A 17,873-nucleotide genomic window follows, 5' to 3' on the forward strand; every position below is an offset into this window, starting at 1 on the left:
CAAACAACCCCGATCAGCAGGTGCAAAGAGTAGCTTAATTTATCTCAGATCTTGTCCAAGGAATGGGGAGTAGCTCACTGTGATGCGCGCAACAGAAGTTGCTCTTGAGCTACTTCTGGCATCCCCATTTGGGAAACTCTTTCAGCTTCTGCCAAAACCGCGGGTTTTGTCGCTTCCAAGACGCACTCGAGACGTCGCAGCAAAGTAAATGGTAATATGATACGTCCGTATTGGCTTTGCTTAAAGTCGCCGCGCAGAAGATCGGCCAAAGACCAAATGTAAGACGCGAGGTTATTGGTTGATTGTGTCACGGGCAACTTTCTCAAATAACATGTGGATTATGCAGGAAGCAAAAACACTCATATTAAGAAGCTACCCTCGCCAGCCTACGCATGCCACCGAGAACCGACCGGCCAATCAACATTAAGCGCAAATTTTCACCGGCATGACCAGGCATTGCAACCCAATTGACGAGTGCACGGAAATTGCGGAACCAACTTACGTGTTTAGCCTGAAACATTTGGGCACTTTGTAGCGGTTCGTTGATTGCTTCATAGCTTGCAAAACCTTCTTGCTCGAGAGTTCGCAACTCGACGTGCCAATCATATTTTCCTATGTCGCGTTCGAATTTATCAAAGTTGATCCACATACCCGCTTGCTGGCTGGCTTCCGCAATCTTTCTCACTAAATCTTGCAAGTAATTTCTTCGTCTCAAAAACGTTTGGCCAATGTCATATTTAGTAGCCGAGCCGATCGGTTTGGCCATCAGATTTAAGGAACCACAAATGCCGCCCGCCACCGACTAATCCTCGCGCTTTCATCGGGAAGCGCGAAGCTCAGCAGCCAACGATCACATGACCCTCCCAGCAATCCTGACACGACCGGAAAGAAATCCGGATTTTAATCTACACTCAGGAGACATCATGTATCATACGACCATCGTTCCCAATGGCGAAGTCGCTCAAAAGAAGCCCTGTAAAATCGCTATGCGTGCGTTTTTTCTGGAACATCCAGAAGCTCTCGAACATGTAGCTGTGCTACTCGGTGGACGCCGCGGCGCACGACTTATCAACACGATCCAGAACGCGCTTACACAACCTGGGCCGGTCACGCATCGCTTACGTTGTAATTTCTTCGACCTCCGTCGCCTGCTGTTTCTGGAGCATGCTTACGATGAAAATTGGGAAGACGATGTATGTTCCGTATTGCCCGAACCCGATGATCCAATCGTCCCGACAATCTGCTTACTCGCCGATGGTTTAGATCAAGCGTTACTAAATGCCGGGCTGATCAACATGAGGGTTGCCAAGACTGATTGAGTTGTCGCCCGCACCGCTGACCTTAATCAGGGGTGCGGGGGATACTCCTAAGAGAAATATTTGGCTGATCGATACTTTCTACTTCGTTCGATCGGAAAACGACCAACATCATGAATACCAGCACGTTGACCCACTCGGAGAAATCGACAAAAGGACCCAACCACCGAAACACCTACCTCCATCCATGCCGGGATTATGACGCCGCAGAAAAGGCACTCGATCCAGCTTACCCCATCGCATGAACAGGAGGTTTCTCATGCTTAGTAATACCACTGAAAACGCCAAACAGGCCGCATATGACAGAATTGCGGACACTGAACGACACTTGCGCCGCCACGGTGCCGCCCTTTGCGAATTATTTAACGTTTTCGATGCCCCGTCAGGCTTCGATGCGCTCTGTGACTTGCATGGCATCTACGGAAATCAGCGCCCTCAAGCAGCGGCGATCAAAGCCGCTCTCGAAGAAATCAAAGTCGCCTTGGCAAAGCAAACATCACAGGTTGCCGATACTGTTGCCCACGACCTGAATTTCGATGCACACGCAGCGTTGTGCTGGCATGGCGCACGGATCAGCGAACTGTATGCAAGATTTCACCATGCCGAATAATGCTGGCGTGGGTTGTCAGCTTCAAAGGATACGCCGTAGCCGAGATCCGAGCCACGGTGCCCCCTATTTGGATCGGGATATCTGCAGTATTACTATGTGGCTCTTGGAGAAGTACCAAGAGCCACATGTGCATCTCTGGATCGATCGTTATTACTTTCAAAGCAGTTATTTAATTGCCCGCTTGCTGTTGGATGTGCCCGATGAGCGAAACGAACCGCTAACTAAAGCCGCATTGGAAGCCTTCTCGGCGCTTGGCTACCAAATCTTCGACAGCGGAGAGACAACCTATCCTTACCCCTGTTGTGACGGAAGCCATTCAAAGCACGATGCTTTGCGTGCCTACGCACACATCGAGACAGCGATCAGAGCGCAGGTTGCACCTTGGTAGTCCCGAGGAGGACATTCGCAGATAAGATTTATTTGAAATCTAACCGCCAACGCTCGCTCTTTTACTCAAGTTTGGGATCAGACAAATATAAATATCATTAGTTATCAGTGTGTTATTAGATATTTCAAAAATATTTTCAGTTTCTACAGTTTTCGGCTTCTGGATTTTCCAAATCAGCCAATTTTCTAATCATAACCAGTGCGCTTTGCACATGGTCGAACAGATAAGGAACGAAAAATTGAAAACCACACAGAACAAAAATGGTTCAAACACGAACCCAGTAGTGGATGACCTCCTTCGCGTGAGCACCCGAAGTGATCTGCCTGCACGCACTACCACAGCGCGCACGCCAGGCGTTGGCGCAAAGAATCACTTCTCCTGTGCTTTTGTGTATGGTCCGGGCGCGGGCTGCGTCATGAAAACTGACAGCCTCACAGAAAAGCGCCTGGCGTTGGTGTTACTTGCCCGAGCCGAAGTTGCTGACTTAGAGAACCAAGTGCTGTTCCACTGGATCGATAAGGATGGGACGGAGAAAAAACACTTCTTCGACTTCCGCGCCACGATGATGGACGGCAGCCGCGTCGCGATTATGGTGAAGTATCACAAGAAGCTCGAACAGGAAGGTTTTCGTGATGAGATCGCCTGCATTGCCTCACAAGTCACGCCAGATTTCGCGGACCGCGTGACTCTGGTAACGGAAAAACATCTCGATCCGATCGAGTTACACAATGCAACGCTTTTCAATGCCGTCCGCGATCCGGATCCCGCTGCAGATAGCGTCATGCGCGATGCTGTTGCCAACCTGGTAGGTGCGGTGAAAATCAGCGATCTGATAGCACACACTGGCCTTGGCGGCCGAGGATTTCGCGCGATTACGCGCCTCATTGGCAATCGCGAGGCCTCTCTTCAGCGCGCGGCACGTATCGATTACAACAGTTTTATTATCCGGAGTGCAGCTTAATGCTCGATATTCAACCAAGCCCCACACTGCCTCGTTTCACCTTCGGAAAATACGATGAAGTGATAATGGATGGCATCTCGTACCGCATCACTGATTTCTCCGACGATGGTTACGTGTTTGTCCGCACCAATGGATCCGGGGTCGCGGAGGCCTTTTCCCATGCGGTGCTGTCGCAGCGTGTTACACTCGGCAACCTCGAGCACCGACGCGATGCCTTCCTTCCGGAACACGCCAAACGCCGCCTTAAATCTCCATCACAAGTGCTCTCGACTCTCACGTCAAAGCAACATCAAAAAGCCAAGCGTCCGGAAGCTCTGGTCCGCGCGTTTTTCGAGATGGAAGCCGCAGGAAAGGTAAAGCGCACAGACAAATCCATCGAGGCCGCTCTTCCTCAAATCCAACTTAGAGCAGGTGAGATTCTCTCTATCCCAAGCGAAGGCGATATCGGCAAAGCTGGCAGCAAGACGATCATTGTTCCCAAAATCAGTGCAAGCCGACTTCGCAAGATCGTCACAGCTTTCAGCCGCGATGGTATTTCTGCTCTCTACAGCCAAAACTCCAACAATCGCCGCAGCCGCCGCATTGGCCCCGACGAACTCGAACTCCTTGCGAAAACCGTTCGAAATTTTCTCATTATGGAACAGCCCTCGATCGCGCAGATCGTCGAGGACGTAGAACACGCCTTCATCGCCGAAAACCTTCAGCGAGAAGAGGCTTTCAAGAAGAATGGGAAGGGCAAGTCGCCTTTGGTCACACCATCGCGCGAAACGGTCCGCTTGGCAGTAAAGAAACTTGACCCTTTCGAGGCCGACATCGCGCGTTTTGGTTTGGAAGAGGCCCGCAAGCGAAACGCACCAGTCGGAAAGAGCCTTGAACTTACACGGCCGCTCGAACGGGTCGAAATGGATGAATGGAAGGTAGACCTGCGCGCGCTTATGTCCGCAGCGGGTATTTGGTCTTTCCTAACCGATGAGGAGAAGATCAGCTTGGGCTTTGAAGAGGGCAAGAAGGCACGCTGGTGGCTGACTGCCGCCATATGCTCGACCACGCGCTGCGTCCTTGCCATGAAACTCTCGAGGGCTCCGAACAAGCGTAGCGCGATGCAGACAATTGATATGATCGTACGCGACAAAGCTGTCTGGGCAGATGCGGTCGGCGTGCTGACCCCTTGGAATATGTCTGGCACACCAGAATTGATCGTCACCGATTGTGGATCCGCATTCATCGATTTTGATACCCGTGTTGGGGCGACAGATCTCGGGATTAGCATCGAAGCCGCGCCAGCCGGTATTCCCGAGCTCCGAAAACATATCGAACGCTTGTTCGGCACTATGGCGAACAACTTTGCTGGACGTTTCACAGGTCGAACGTTCAGCAATACCGTGGTGAAGGGGGACTATGACGCAGGGGCACGTGCAGCATTAACGACTGAAGACCTGAGCGAAGCGCTGATCCGGTGGGTTGTCGATATATACCACCGCCGCCCCCATGCTGGACTGGACGGCGAAACGCCACTCAACTGCTGGAACAGACTCGTCAACCAGTATGGCGTCGCGCCGATGCCTTCTGTCGGATTGCGTCGCAAGGCACTGGGCACACGCTTGAAGCGTACTGTGAGCAAGAAGGGGATTAAGGTGCTCGGCATTTGGTATCACTCCAAGGCCCTTGCACGTTGGTTCATGCATAATTCCTCGAAAGAGGTACGCACTCGCTGGTACTCCGAAGATATCGGGGCCATCGCCGTCGAAATCAACGGCGAATGGATCGAAGTACCGTCTGTGTTCGAGAAATACCGAGGTGAACGCGCCCAAACCTGGTTGCTGGCTCTGCGGGAAATCCGCGCATCGGTCGCGGCACAGAAGTTAGTGGATCAAATGGTCATCTTCAAGGCGATGACCCGCATTAAGGAGATCAACGCCAACGCAATGGCGCGACAAGGCATGGTGGTCGATGACTACTCCCCAGAGCGCGTCAAATCGCTGGAAGACACGCTGCTCATTGGTTTCGAAGTCGACGAGATGCCCTGTGACACATCAACCCAGCCCGCAACGGATGGCTTGGGCTTGGAGTTGTCCACCGCAACAACTGCGAACCAGCACCATGCGCTACCTGCTACGGCTGCCTTAAACATCAAGGCTCCGCCCGCAGAAGAGCCCGACGATGATTGGTCCTTGGAAGAAAAGTAAGTCTTCAAAATAGCCCATCCATTAAGCCCCCACAGCCCGAAACGGCTGCGGGGGCTTTTTTGCTCGCCCTGCCGAATCCATATGAAGGGACCACGCGTTAAGCAGCGCGCAATATTGTTGAGTATGGAGTATTCTCGCAACGGTCATATTCGTTTCCAAGTGTACTAAAAAACTGCCCGCACTAAGTCGCGACTTGCGGAAGCGCAATGGCCGCTCCGAGCCCACTTCGACTGATGCTGCGCTACGCGTGAATGTCAGCTTATGATCGAAGGTGTTCCAGAATTCAGGCTAATTCGACGGAACAACGTAGTCAAAAAGCTGCTGGAACGGTATTCGATTTGCCGGATGCTTCGGACTTCCTTCGCGAGCTTTCTTGGTAAAGCTGCAATATCCGTGCAGCAATGACCAAATTGTAATCTCAAGCGTCAAGGGTCCAGTATTCGTGTCTCGAAGGGGTGCGCAGCACTGTTCCAAAATTTCGAATGAGGCGTGAGATTTCGAGCCAAGATCTGGATCACAGAAATCTATCTGGCCAGAATTAAACATCAATCCATAGAGGGCCTGATTCGACGCAGAAAATTCCAAGTACCCTTCACATATGGAATAAAGGCGATCTCGGTTCAGGTTCGATGCACGACTCAGGTGAGCAAGCATTGTCGCAGCAAACATTTCATGTCCGCGTGCCGCAATCGCAGTGAGCAGTCCTTCTATACCGTCAAAGTGATGAGCCGGTGCCGCGTGAGAGACCCCGGCGCGTGCGGCACATTTACGGAGTGTCAGCGCATTTGCACCGCCGCTTTGTAACAACTCTATTCCCGCGCTGATGAGCGTTTGGCGCAAATCTCCGGCACGCTTCGTCTTTTCATTCAAGTTCATATAAGTCCAATACTTTTACAACTTGACAGTGTCAAGGTGATTGACGTACATGGTGAGCTTTACAGTGTCAAGGAACGCCCAGCGATGTTGCCAAAAATGAAGATTCAACGAGGCTTGTTTTGGTTTTTGTCCATTGCTGTCGCACTCGTGTCTTACCGGTTTGTCGTACTTGGGATGAAGACAGGGTTTCCGAACATGGCCCACCAATTGGTGTCGTCCAATTACGCGTTTTACATGCATGTCATCTTCGCCCCTATCGCGCTTGCCATCGCTCCGTTCCAACTGTCCGAGAAGTTTCGGGCCAAGTCGCTCAGTCGGCATCGGTTGTTGGGCCGTATATATGTTGGCGCAGTTTTGGTGGCTGGCCTGAGCGGTATCATGATCGGTTTCGACGCTATGCATGGCCCAATTGCGCAAGCGGGGTTTATCTTACTGGCCGTAATCTGGCTTGTGGTGACGTTTAAGGCAGTCAAATTCGCGAGACGACGCGAAATTGGCTTGCACCGTGAATGGATGATCCGCTCAATCGCGTTAACTTTCGCAGGTGTAATGTTGCGTGTTTGGCTTCCCGCTCAACTCATCTCAGGTGTCCCATTTGACGTGGCATATCAGGTTGTGTCCTGGCTTTGTTGGGTACCCAACCTAATTGTGGCTGAGTACTTTGTGCGAGAACTGAGAAACACCAAAAGCAGTCATTGATCTTACATGGCGTCAGCGTCGCTTTGTCCGCATAGCCGACACTCGAGATGGAACCGATCCCACAAATTTTCTCGAGGGTGAGTATCCGTTCAAACCACGGCTTCACGCCGCTCGCACTTTTTCTCCGCTGCACCACATTCGGTCAGGGATTTGGTGAATTACAGCTCACTTTCCATATTTTGCCAAGCCAAGCCCAACCGAAAGCTGAGGGCCCGACCTGATCAAGCCCAGCAGGCCACCATTCTTAATCATAAAAAATGGTACTTTCAGTTTCCGCCGACGACTGAACGCACCTATGTTCCACTCAAGGTACTAAAAAGGGTCAATTCCTAAGTTGGATGATTAAAATCCCAAATCGGCTTCGAATTCGTCAGTGGCCGCCCCTAACTTGTAGAATGGCCACTTTCACTACGAAAATGGCCAAAACAAGCTTGTGGACATACCAGAAAACCCGCTACAGCACTAGCCGCACTTACTATGGCCGCAGCTGCCACATGTCATACAGCCTTCGACCATGCGCAAATCGTATTGACCACAGCTGCTGCATGCTTTGCCCCGAGGTGGGGCTAGGCCCACGACTTGGGCGCTTGGGTCGGATTTCAGCCCCTGCCCCTCGCCAGCAATAAAGCCGGTGGCGATCAGGTGTTGTTCGATCACCCCACCAATCGCGGCCAGCATTGACGGGATGTATTTGCCGCCCATCCATGCGCCGCCGCGCGGGTCGAACACCGCTTTCAGCTCTTCCACGACAAAGGATACATCGCCACCGCGACGGAACACGGCCGAGATCATGCGCGTCAACGCAACGGTCCAGGCAAAATGCTCCATGTTTTTGGAGTTTATAAAGACCTCAAACGGACGACGATGGCCGCCGATCACCACATCATTAACAGTGATGTAAAGCGCGTGCTCGCTATCGGGCCATTTGATTTTATAGGTCGCACCTTCCAGCTCTTCCGGGCGGTCCAGCGGCTCGGACATATACACAACCTCGCCACCGTTCTGGGGCGTGGCTTGCGCTGCGGTTTCGCCGGGCGCGCTGTCCGTGCTTTCAGAAACCGATAGAACCGACCCTGTCACATCATTGGGGCGGTAGGTCGTGCAGCCTTTGCACCCTTGATCCCACGCCGCCATATAGACGTCTTTGAACGCGTCAAAGCTGATGTCTTCGGGGCAGTTGATTGTCTTGGAAATGCTGCTGTCGACCCATTTTTGCGCGGCGGCCTGCATTTTGACATGATCCAGCGGTGCCAGCGTCTGTGCGTTCACAAAGTAATCGGGCAGTTCGGCATCGCCTTTTAGATCACGCCACATCTGAACGGCGTAATCGACGACTTCTTCTTCTGTGCGGCTACCGTCTTTTTGCAGCACTTTGCGCGTGTAGGCATAGGCGAACACCGGCTCGATCCCGGAACTCACGTTGCCAGCATAAAGGCTGATCGTGCCTGTCGGCGCGATGGAGGTCAGCAATGCGTTGCGAATGCCGTTTTCCTTGATGGCACTACGCACATCCTCATCCATCTGCTGCATCGTACCAGAAGCCAGATAGGCATCGGCGTCAAACAGCGGGAACGCACCTTTTTCCTTTGCCAGATTGACCGACGCCAGATAGGCGGCGCGCGCGATCACCTTCAACCATGCTTCGGTTTGGGCTGCTGCCTCGTCCGATCCATAGCGCAATCCAACCATCAACAACGCGTCCGCCAGCCCGGTGACGCCAAGCCCGATGCGCCGCTTGGCTTTGGCTTCGGCCTCTTGGGCGTCCAGCGGAAATTTCGACACGTCCACCACGTTGTCCATCATGCGCACAGCCGTGGCGACCAGCTTGTCCAAGGCATCAACATCCAGATGTGCCGCGTCACTAAACGGATCAGCGACCATGCGGGCCATGTTGATCGACCCCAGCAGACATGCCCCATAAGGCGGCAAAGGTTGCTCGCCGCAAGGGTTGGTCGCTGCGATGGTTTCGCAATAGCTCAGGTTGTTGGCACTGTTGATCCGGTCGATGAAAATCACACCGGGCTCTGCAAATTCATAGGTGGCCTTCATGATCCGGTTCCATAGATCACGCGCCTGCACGGTCCGGTACACCTTGCCACCGAACACAAGATCCCAAGGCGCGTCCGCCTTGACCGCATCCATGAACGGATCCGTGATCAAGACCGACATGTTGAACATACGCAACCGCGCAGGATCAGACTTGGCAGCAATAAATTTTTCAACATCGGGGTGGTCACAACGCATCGTGGCCATCATCGCACCGCGGCGCGACCCGGCAGACATGATGGTGCGGCACATTGCGTCCCACACATCCATAAACGACAACGGACCGGACGCATCAGCAGACACGCCCAAAACATCCGCCCCCGCAGGCCGGATGGTCGAAAAATCATAGCCGATGCCGCCGCCCTGCTGCATGGTCAACGCGGCCTCTTTCAACATGTCGAAAATGCCGCCCATGCTGTCAGGTACAGTGCCCATGACAAAACAGTTAAACAGCGTCACACGGCGTGCAGTACCCGCACCTGCAGTGATGCGCCCTGCTGGAAGGAATTTGAAATCCTCCAAGGCTTCAAAAAACGTATCTTCCCAAACATCTGGCTGTTTTTCGACCTGCGCCAGGTCACGCGCAATCCGCCGCCATGTGTCTTCGACAGTCACATCTTTTGGCGTACCATCGGCGTCTTTGAACCGGTATTTCATATCCCAGATTTGTTCGGCGATGGGGGTGGCGAATCGTGACATACTCGGTTCCTTGGTGCTTTTCGGGATGGATTCCGTCATACCTCAAATCGCCCCCAAAGCACAACAGCTTGAAGGTGATGACAGACAAGCTACATTATGTGCGCAAGGCGGAGAGATTCTTTGGATAAATACGTAAATATCTTAAAATTATCGGTAGGTACCGAAAATACCGATGATCTGGCCGCTTGGCAAAAGACAAAGCGCGCGCAGGCCCCGGACGGCCTGCCCCGTCACGTTACCCGCATGTGGCCGAAACGCGAGACGGAATTAACCAATGGCGGATCGGTTTTCTGGGTGATCAAGGGCGTTATCCAATGTCGGCAAAAGATCATCCGGCTGGACGAACATACCGGGCTAGACGGCATTCGCAGATGCGCGATCGTTATGGATCCAACAATTATCCGCGTGCAAAGCAGCGTGAAACGCCCCTTCCAAGGCTGGCGCTACCTCAGCCCGGACGACGCGCCCTCTGATCTACCAAAAGGTCGCGAGGAAGAAGAACCGCTTCCCACCGAATTAAACCGCGCCTTGGCGGAAATCGGTGTGCTCTAAACTTCAAAGACGCCATATGCGGCAAGGTTGGAATTTGAGTTTATTTTGCAAAATGAAATAGCTGCAGACCTAGCCTTTCATTTTGCCCACAAAACTCCCGCCGGAGGCAAAATTAAAAATGTAATCGCGCGTAAGCGCGGCCTTTGGGTTACGCCAGCTTTTTCAGCAATGCCGCAAGGGTCTGGCGTTCTTCATCATCCATATCGGCCGTACGGCTGCGCCACAGCGTCGCTTGCGACTTTAGGATCAGACCATCCGACAGAATTTTCAGATGGTTCGCCCGCAAGGTTTCGCCGCTTGATGTGATGTCAGCGATCGCTTCTGCGGTTTCGTTTTTCACAGTGCCTTCCGTCGCGCCCTGACTGTCGACCAGCGCATAATCCGCGACCCCCGCACCGCGCAGAAACTCACGCACCAGCCGGTGGTATTTGGTTGCGATCCGCAGACGGAACCCGTGTTGCTCGCGAAACGCTGCGGCTGCCGCGTCGAGATCATCCAACGTATCCACATCGCGCCATGCGGCAGGCACCGCAATAATCAAGTCAGCGTGGCCAAAGGCAAGCTCCTCAACCGGCATCACCAGTTGATCCCACAGTGCCAGCTTTTCCTCGATCAGGTCCGTACCCGTCACCCCAAGGTGAATGCGCCCTGCGGCCAGCTCGCGCGGAATTTCCCCGGCTGACAACAGCATAAGTGACACGCCATCGATGCCGCCAACCGCAGCCGCGTATTCGCGGTCCGATCCTGTGCGCTGCAAGGTGATGCCGCGCGCCGCGAACCATTCGAATGTTTTTTCCATCAACCGGCCCTTGGACGGCACACCAAGTTTGATCGTCATTGCGCAGCATCCAATTCCAGCATCAGCCCCGGGCGCATCACCCCACCGACAGCGGGAATTTCATCGCCCTGCCCCAACCGTTTGGTCAGCGCATCATAGCGGCCACCGCTGGCAATGGCGGGTAAATCGGGCCGTGCTTCGACGCGGAAGCCAAAGACGAACCCATCATAATATTCCATCGACGCGCGGCCATAGCTTGCCTCGAACGCCAGTTGATCCGTATCGATACCACGGGCCGCCAACGCATCTGCACGCGCCACGGCCAAATCTACAGCACCTGCAATCGCGGGCAAATCAACCGCTATGTCGTGCAAACGGCTCAGCGCATGGGGCATTACTTCGCGCACGTCCAACAACGCTGCAATCAGCGCCACTTGCTCTGCCGACAAGGCAGGTGCTTGCGCATCCTCGCGCAGGGCATCAATCCGCGCATTGATCTCTTGCGCGCTGCGCAAACCGATCATCGGCGCATCGTTTTCTACCGTCCCGGCCAGCAACGCAGCCCGAGAGGCCGGCACCGGCGTCTTGCCCGAGAAACGGTCCAGCAAGCTACGAAACCGTCTGGGCCGCCAGATATGCCGCATCAACGCGGCCTTACGGCGCTCCGTTGTGTCCAACCCTTTGACCGCGGCCATCAAAATACCAATGTCGCCCGTCACAGGTTTCACAGGCAGTCCGCGTAGCGCTTCAGATATCAGCGCAAACACTTCGGCATCCGCCGCCGCCGGGTCCGCCCGATCAAACACTTCGTAGCCGACTTGGATAAATTCATTAGCCCGCGCGGGATCATGTTCCTGACGGCGGAAAACCTCGCCTGCATAGGTATAGCGCGCCGGGTCCGCGCCATGCGCCATATGCATCTGGACGACAGGTACCGTATAATCAGGCCGCAGCATCTGTTCACCGCGCAGCGCGTCTGATGTCACATAGGCACGCGCCCGAATGTCTTCACCATACAAATCCAGCAATGTTTCAGCAGGTTGCAAGATCGGCGGCTCCACCACCATCGCGCCCTGCGCCTCGAACATCGCACGCAGTTGCGCCGCCTTGGCAAGCGTCTCTGAACGGGTTGGCATCAGCGGTCCAGCTCCAGTATTTCACGCACCTTAGCAACCAGATCGGCGCGCGGCACTTCATATTGGCTGGGCCGGTCCTTCCATTCCTCAAGCGTCGCGTTTTCTGCAATCTTGGCCCCCAGGATCAGGTCCTTGATCTGGATCATGCCGCTGTCAAATTCATCCCCGCCCGCAATCACCGCGACAGGGCTGCCCCGGCGATCTGCGTATTTCAACTGGTTGCCAAAGTTCTTGGGATTGCCCAGATACACCTCGGCGCGAATGCCCGCCTGACGCAGTTCAGCCACCATCGCCTGATAGTCGGCCATACGCGCCTTATCCATCACAGTGACCACAACAGGGCCGACGGTATCACTGCTCAACCGCCCCTTGGCATGCAGTGCTGCCAACAGGCGATCCACGCCAATCGATACGCCGGTCGCGGGGACTTCTTGGCCGGTAAAGCGCTTGACCAGATCGTCATAACGCCCACCGCCCGCAACAGAGCCAAAGTTCCGCACGCGGCCTTTGTCATCCTTGATCTCGAATGTCAGCTCGGCCTCGAACACGGGGCCGGTATAATAGCCAAGGCCACGCACGACCGACGGGTCAATCTCGACCCGATCCGGGCCATAGCCACCTGCCGCCATCAGATCGGCGATGGTCTCAAGCTCTTCTACGCCTTGCAGACCAGCGGCAGACCCTTCGACCAGATCGCGCAGCCGCGCCACAGTTTCTGCACCCGTATCACGCTTGGCCTGCATGAACCCCATGACTACATCGGCCTGCGCCTCGCTCAGACCAGCACCGTCGGTAAAGTCACCACTATCGTCTTTGCGCCCCTCGCCAAGCAAGGCACGTACGCCGTCAAGCCCAAGCCGGTCCAGCTTATCAATCGCGCGCAAGACAATGCCGCGCTCGGCTGCAAACTTCTCAGGGTCCGACGGGTCGAGCACGCCGGCCACTTCCATCACACCGTTCAGTACCTTGCGGTTGTTGACGCGCACGATGTAATCGCCACGCTCGATCCCGACCTCTTCCAAACAGTCAGCCAACATCGCGCAAATCTCGGCATCGGCAGCCACCGAAGGCGCGCCAACCGTATCCGCATCACATTGATAAAACTGACGGAACCGCCCCGGACCGGGCTTTTCATTGCGCCAGACAGGGCCCATCGCGTAGCGACGATAGGGTGTCGGCAAATCATTGCGGTGCTGCGCGTAAACTCGGGCAAGCGGCGCGGTCAGATCATAGCGCAACGCCAGCCAGTCACCCGGCTTGTCCGCGTCCGCATCTTCTTGCCACGCAAAAACCCCTTCGTTGGGGCGGTCCACATCAGGCAAAAACTTACCCAAGGCCTCAACCGTCTCAACGCCAGAACTTTCAAGCGCGTCAAACCCGTAGCGATGATAGACCCCTGCAATCTTGCGCAGCATCTCGGCGCGCTGCGTTACCTCGGCGCCGAAATAGTCACGAAAGCCTTTTGGCGTTTCTGCCTTGGGGCGGGGGGTCTTCTTTGGCTTGGCCATGGGATCACATCCTGCGGGCTGAACTTTGCGCTTCGCGTCTACCCCACCCCCCCGACAAGAGCAAGCAAACCACACGCCTTTCACATCCACTGACCTTGGGCCTTCTCTGGCTTGAAAATATCCTCGGGGGTCAGGGGGCAGACAGCCCCCTGACGGTTGTCAAAGGGGCTGACCTCACCTATCTGCGCATTAACCAAACAAGAATGATCAGAATATGGACAAGCTAGAAGAACAAATGGCCCATCTTATCCGCACAGTTGATGATTTGTCGGATGTGGTTGCCCGTCAGGAAAATGAAATCGCAATACTGACCCGTCGCGTGCATATGTTGATGCAACGCGAAGGTGAACGCGAGGCGGCAGGCAGCGAAGGTGTCGTGATCGGCAACGAACGCCCGCCACATTACTGATCTAGCCGCCAACTCGCTGGCTAGATTTCCTCGACTTCCAAAACCCCGCTTAGGGACCGGATCGCGCCTTTGATCTTGGGCGTGACCGGATATTCCGCGCATAAATCCACTTCGACTTCGCCGGGTAGGCTTGGATCCATCAGGCACAGTTGGATCGGCCCTTTCCCAGCAGATTTGGCCGCCGTACGCGCACCTGCCAGCACCTCTGCCACGGCTTGAATGGCGACGGCTTCATCCACGAAAATCCGCAGCCCCATGTTGCCTGCATCCGCCACGACCGAGTCGATCGGCGCAACCGACCTGCCCAGCAGTTTCAACTGGTCGCTTTCCATGGTCGCCTCGACCATCACCACAACCTTTGATCCGGTCTCAAGGTGATCGCGCGCCAATTCAAGCGTATCCGAGAACAGTGTAACCTCATAGGCACCCGTCGGATCAGATAGCTGCGCAAAGGCAAAGCGGTTGCCACGGGCAGATTTACGTTCCTGCCTGCCTGCAACGATCCCGGCGAGCCGCGCGTTCATCGCCCCTTTGACCGACACCTTTTCCGTCAACTCATCCAAGGTCAGGAACGGCACGCCGCCGCTACCTGCCTTGCGTTTCATCGGGCCCATATAATCGTCCAGCGGATGACCGGATAGATAGAACCCGACGGCCTTGAACTCTTCGGTCAGGCGCTCTGCGGCCTCCCAATCATCGCAGGGCAGGATGCGCGGTTCGGGCAGATCATCACCCGCCTCGCCAAACAGCGACACCTGATTGCTGGCCTTTTGCTCGTGGATCGCGGCGGAATAATTCACCAATCCGTCCAACGCATTCCAGACCCGGCGGCGGTTGCTGTCAAGCTGGTCAAACGCGCCCGAGCGGGCCAGCATCTCCAACGGCCGCTTGCCCACACGTTTCAAATCGACACGCCGCGCCAGATCAAAAAGCGTGGCAAAAGGTTTATCCACACAGTCGACCTTGCGGCCTTCGGTGATCAGTTTCATCGCCTCGACGCCCACGTTTTTCAACGCGCCAAGCGCATAGACCAGCGCGCCATCGACCACCTTGAACGTCGCGTCAGAGCGGTTCACGCAGGGCGGCACCCATGGCAGTTCCAGCCGCTTGCGCACCTCCTCGAAATAAACCGCCAGCTTGTCGGTCAGGTGGATATCGCAGTTCATCACACCGGCCATAAATTCGACCGGGTGGTTCGCCTTTAGCCATGCGGTTTGATAGCTGACCACAGCGTAGGCCGCTGCGTGGGACTTGTTGAAACCGTAGTTGGCGAATTTTTCCAAAAGGTCGAAGACTTCAGACGCTTTTTTCTTGTCCACGCCATTGGCCATCGCACCTTTTTCGAACTTGGGGCGTTCCTTGGCCATTTCTTCGGCGATCTTTTTACCCATCGCCCGGCGCAACAGGTCAGCGCCACCAAGGCTATAGCCCGCCATGACCTGCGCGATCTGCATAACCTGTTCTTGGTAAACGATAATACCTTGGGTCTCTTCCAAGATATGGTCAATCGACGGATGCACGGATTCGCGCTCTTTGATCCCGTTTTTGACCTCGCAATAGGTCGGGATATTCTCCATCGGGCCGGGACGATAAAGCGCCACAAGGGCCACGATGTCCTCGATACAGGTCGGTTTCATCCGTTTCAGGGCATCCATCATGCCGCTGGATTCCACCTGAAACACCGCTACGGTCTTGGCGCTGGCATAGAGCTTATATGACGCCTCATCATCCAGTGGGACGGTGGCAATATCGTCGATCAATCCCTCTGGCGGCTCGAACAATTCGGTCCCGTCCGCGGCAATATGCAGATGCCGCCCCGATGCCTTGATCTGATCCACCGCATTTTGAATGACGGTCAGGGTTTTCAGGCCCAAAAAGTCGAACTTGACCAAACCGGCCTGTTCCACCCATTTCATGTTGAACTGGGTCGCCGGCATATCGGATCGCGGATCCTGATAGAGCGGCACAAGCTGATCCAACGGCCTGTCGCCGATCACCACACCCGCCGCGTGGGTCGATGCGTTACGCAGCAACCCTTCGACCTGCTGACCGTAATCCAGTAGCCGCGCGACGACCTCCTCATTGCGGGCCTCTTCGCGCAAGCGTGGCTCGTCTGCCAACGCTTTTTCGATGCTCACCGGCTTTACGCCCTCAACCGGGATCATCTTGGACAGGCGATCCACCTGACCGTAGGGCATCTGCAAAACGCGGCCGATGTCCCGCACCGCCGCCTTGGACAGCAGCGCACCAAAGGTGATGATCTGCCCCACCTTATCGCGCCCGTATTTGCGCTGCACGTATTGGATCACCTCCTCGCGGCGATCCATGCAAAAATCGATGTCAAAGTCGGGCATAGATACGCGTTCGGGGTTCAGGAACCGTTCAAACAGCAGTTGATAACGCAGCGGATCAAGGTCGGTGATGGTCAGCGCATAGGCCACCAGTGACCCCGCGCCCGACCCACGGCCCGGCCCCACCGGAATATTCTGATCCTTCGCCCATTTGATAAAATCCGCAACGATCAAGAAATAGCCGGGAAAGCCCATGCCCTCGATAATGCCCAGCTCGAAATCCAGCCGCTTTTCGTATTCCTCTACGCTGGTCGCATGTGGAATAACTTTCAGCCGTTCCTTCAGCCCGTCATGGGCCTGACGCTTCAGCTCTTCGATCTCGTTATCGGCAAATTTGGGCAAGATCGGATCGCGACGATAGGCCATAAAGGCGCAGCGCTTGGCGATCTCAACGGTATTTTCAATCGCCTCAGGCAGATCGGCGAACAGCGTCACCATCTCGGATTGCGATTTGAAATAGTGCTGCGCCGTCAGCCGGCGGCGATCCTGTTGCTGATCGACATAGGCACCGTCGGCAATACAGATCAGCGCATCATGCGCCTCGTACATCGTTGTTTTCGGGAAATAGACGTCATTGGTGGCGACCAAGGGGATACCCATCGCATAGGCCATCTCGACAAAACCGCGCTCAGTCAACCGCTCGGCCTCGGGCTGCCCGTTCTCGTCTGGATGCCGCTGCAACTCGACATAGAGCCTATCGCCGAACGCCCCGTGCAAGCGTTTCATCAACGCCTCGGCTGCGGGCCGCTGTGCCCCTTGCAGCAACTGCCCGACAGGTCCACCCGCGCCCCCGGTCAGGCAGATGATCCCCGCGCTATATTGCTCAAGCTCGTCTAATGTCACCTCGGGCAGCGCGCCGCCCTTGTCGATATAGAGGCAGGAGTTCAGCTTCATCAGGTTTTCATAGCCCGCCTCCGACTGCGCGAGCAGCACAACAGGGGCGGGATCGCGGGGCTTCTCGCCCGGTTGGGCTGCCACATAGGCCAAATCAACCTGACAGCCGATGATTGGCTGAACACCGGCACCGGACATGGCAACGGAAAATTCCAACGCCGCAAACATGTTGTTGGTATCGGTCAGCGCCATCGCGGGCATATCCGCCGACTTGCATAAATCGGGCAGCTTTTTCAGCCGCAACGCCCCCTCCAGCAGCGAATATTCGGAATGGGTGCGCAGGTGAATGAATCGGGGTGTGTTTGCCATACCCCAAGCTTAAGCGACCAAACCCCAAGCCGCCATACCCGCTGTCACGTCATGCCCATAATTTCGACGGACCCTCACTAAAACCCCGGCGGGATACCGGAAAACCCTTGCCAATGCCCTGCCCCAGCGCATAGCTTCGATCAGCATTTGCCCGC

At 55.2% G+C, this 17,873-nt stretch carries 16 protein-coding genes; 8 read left to right on the plus strand and 8 right to left on the minus strand.

Features of this window, described 5'->3' with window-relative positions; genetic code table 11:
- Positions 1-74: 74 nt before the first annotated feature.
- Both WNY39_RS14660 and WNY39_RS14665 read right to left on the minus strand, forming a co-directional pair.
- Complete coding sequence (locus WNY39_RS14660) at positions 75-311, minus strand: type I restriction-modification system subunit M N-terminal domain-containing protein (protein WP_342846664.1); 237 nt, start codon at positions 309-311, stop codon at positions 75-77.
- A 53-nt stretch (positions 312-364) separates the two neighbouring features.
- A complete protein-coding gene (locus WNY39_RS14665; RefSeq protein ID WP_342846665.1) occupies positions 365-799 on the minus strand; it encodes a hypothetical protein in 435 nt (144 codons plus the stop codon).
- 124 nt (positions 800-923) lie between these two features.
- On the opposite strand from WNY39_RS14665, the gene WNY39_RS14670 reads away from it, so the two are divergent.
- The 5 genes from WNY39_RS14670 (at position 924) to WNY39_RS14690 (ending at position 5,461) form a co-directional block, all read left to right on the plus strand.
- Positions 924-1,319, plus strand: a complete 396-nt coding sequence (locus WNY39_RS14670) for a hypothetical protein (RefSeq protein ID WP_342846666.1) — start codon at positions 924-926, stop codon at positions 1,317-1,319.
- Positions 1,320-1,575: 256 nt separating this feature from the next.
- The gene (locus WNY39_RS14675) at positions 1,576-1,926 is read left to right on the plus strand and encodes a hypothetical protein (protein WP_342846667.1); all 351 of its coding nucleotides are present in this window, start codon (positions 1,576-1,578) and stop codon (positions 1,924-1,926) included.
- The gene (locus WNY39_RS14680) at positions 1,901-2,314 is read left to right on the plus strand and encodes a hypothetical protein (protein ID WP_342846668.1); all 414 of its coding nucleotides are present in this window, start codon (positions 1,901-1,903) and stop codon (positions 2,312-2,314) included. The genes WNY39_RS14675 and WNY39_RS14680 overlap by 26 nt, the downstream gene beginning before the upstream one ends.
- Before the next feature lie 238 nt (positions 2,315-2,552).
- Entirely contained in the window at positions 2,553-3,275 is a 723-nt protein-coding gene (locus WNY39_RS14685; RefSeq protein ID WP_342846669.1) for a hypothetical protein, read from the plus strand.
- The gene (locus WNY39_RS14690; RefSeq protein WP_342846671.1) at positions 3,275-5,461 is read left to right on the plus strand and encodes a Mu transposase C-terminal domain-containing protein; all 2,187 of its coding nucleotides are present in this window, start codon (positions 3,275-3,277) and stop codon (positions 5,459-5,461) included. Before WNY39_RS14685 ends, WNY39_RS14690 begins: the two co-directional genes overlap by 1 nt.
- 288 nt (positions 5,462-5,749) lie before the next feature.
- Here the strand turns inward: WNY39_RS14690 and WNY39_RS14695 are convergent, their stop codons facing one another.
- A complete protein-coding gene (locus WNY39_RS14695) occupies positions 5,750-6,337 on the minus strand; it encodes a TetR/AcrR family transcriptional regulator (protein ID WP_342846673.1) in 588 nt (195 codons plus the stop codon).
- A gap of 84 nt (positions 6,338-6,421) precedes the next feature.
- On the opposite strand from WNY39_RS14695, the gene WNY39_RS14700 reads away from it, so the two are divergent.
- Positions 6,422-7,036, plus strand: a complete 615-nt coding sequence (locus tag WNY39_RS14700; RefSeq protein ID WP_342846675.1) for a DUF2306 domain-containing protein — start codon at positions 6,422-6,424, stop codon at positions 7,034-7,036.
- 462 nt (positions 7,037-7,498) lie between these two features.
- Here the strand turns inward: WNY39_RS14700 and WNY39_RS14705 are convergent, their stop codons facing one another.
- On the minus strand, positions 7,499-9,781 hold the full coding sequence (locus WNY39_RS14705; RefSeq protein WP_342846677.1) for an adenosylcobalamin-dependent ribonucleoside-diphosphate reductase: 2,283 nt from the start codon (positions 9,779-9,781) through the stop codon (positions 7,499-7,501).
- A 120-nt stretch (positions 9,782-9,901) separates the two neighbouring features.
- Between WNY39_RS14705 and WNY39_RS14710 the strand changes: the two genes are divergently transcribed.
- A complete protein-coding gene (locus WNY39_RS14710; protein ID WP_342846679.1) occupies positions 9,902-10,333 on the plus strand; it encodes a DUF1489 domain-containing protein in 432 nt (143 codons plus the stop codon).
- A 148-nt stretch (positions 10,334-10,481) separates the two neighbouring features.
- Here WNY39_RS14710 and hisG read toward each other — a convergent pair whose 3' ends face one another.
- Genes hisG through hisS form a run of 3 tightly spaced genes read right to left on the minus strand, consistent with a single transcriptional unit; the run spans position 10,482 to position 13,755 of the window.
- Positions 10,482-11,171 (minus strand): ATP phosphoribosyltransferase, encoded by a 690-nt coding sequence (gene hisG / locus WNY39_RS14715; RefSeq protein WP_342846681.1) that lies wholly within the window; start codon positions 11,169-11,171, stop codon positions 10,482-10,484.
- On the minus strand, positions 11,168-12,247 hold the full coding sequence (locus tag WNY39_RS14720) for an ATP phosphoribosyltransferase regulatory subunit (RefSeq protein ID WP_342846683.1): 1,080 nt from the start codon (positions 12,245-12,247) through the stop codon (positions 11,168-11,170). Before WNY39_RS14720 ends, hisG begins: the two co-directional genes overlap by 4 nt.
- Positions 12,247-13,755, minus strand: a complete 1,509-nt coding sequence (gene hisS / locus WNY39_RS14725; protein WP_342846685.1) for a histidine--tRNA ligase — start codon at positions 13,753-13,755, stop codon at positions 12,247-12,249. Before hisS ends, WNY39_RS14720 begins: the two co-directional genes overlap by 1 nt.
- Positions 13,756-13,969: 214 nt before the next feature.
- Here hisS and WNY39_RS14730 point away from each other — a divergent pair, with 214 nt between their 5' ends.
- Positions 13,970-14,164 (plus strand): SlyX family protein, encoded by a 195-nt coding sequence (locus tag WNY39_RS14730; RefSeq protein WP_342846687.1) that lies wholly within the window; start codon positions 13,970-13,972, stop codon positions 14,162-14,164.
- Between the two features lie 20 nt (positions 14,165-14,184).
- Here the strand turns inward: WNY39_RS14730 and dnaE are convergent, their stop codons facing one another.
- Positions 14,185-17,718, minus strand: a complete 3,534-nt coding sequence (gene dnaE / locus WNY39_RS14735) for a DNA polymerase III subunit alpha (protein WP_342846689.1) — start codon at positions 17,716-17,718, stop codon at positions 14,185-14,187.
- Positions 17,719-17,873: the final 155 nt, after the last annotated feature.

Source organism: Sulfitobacter sp. AS59 (assembly GCF_038899995.1).
In the GTDB taxonomy this organism is placed as follows: Bacteria; Pseudomonadota; Alphaproteobacteria; order Rhodobacterales; family Rhodobacteraceae; genus Sulfitobacter.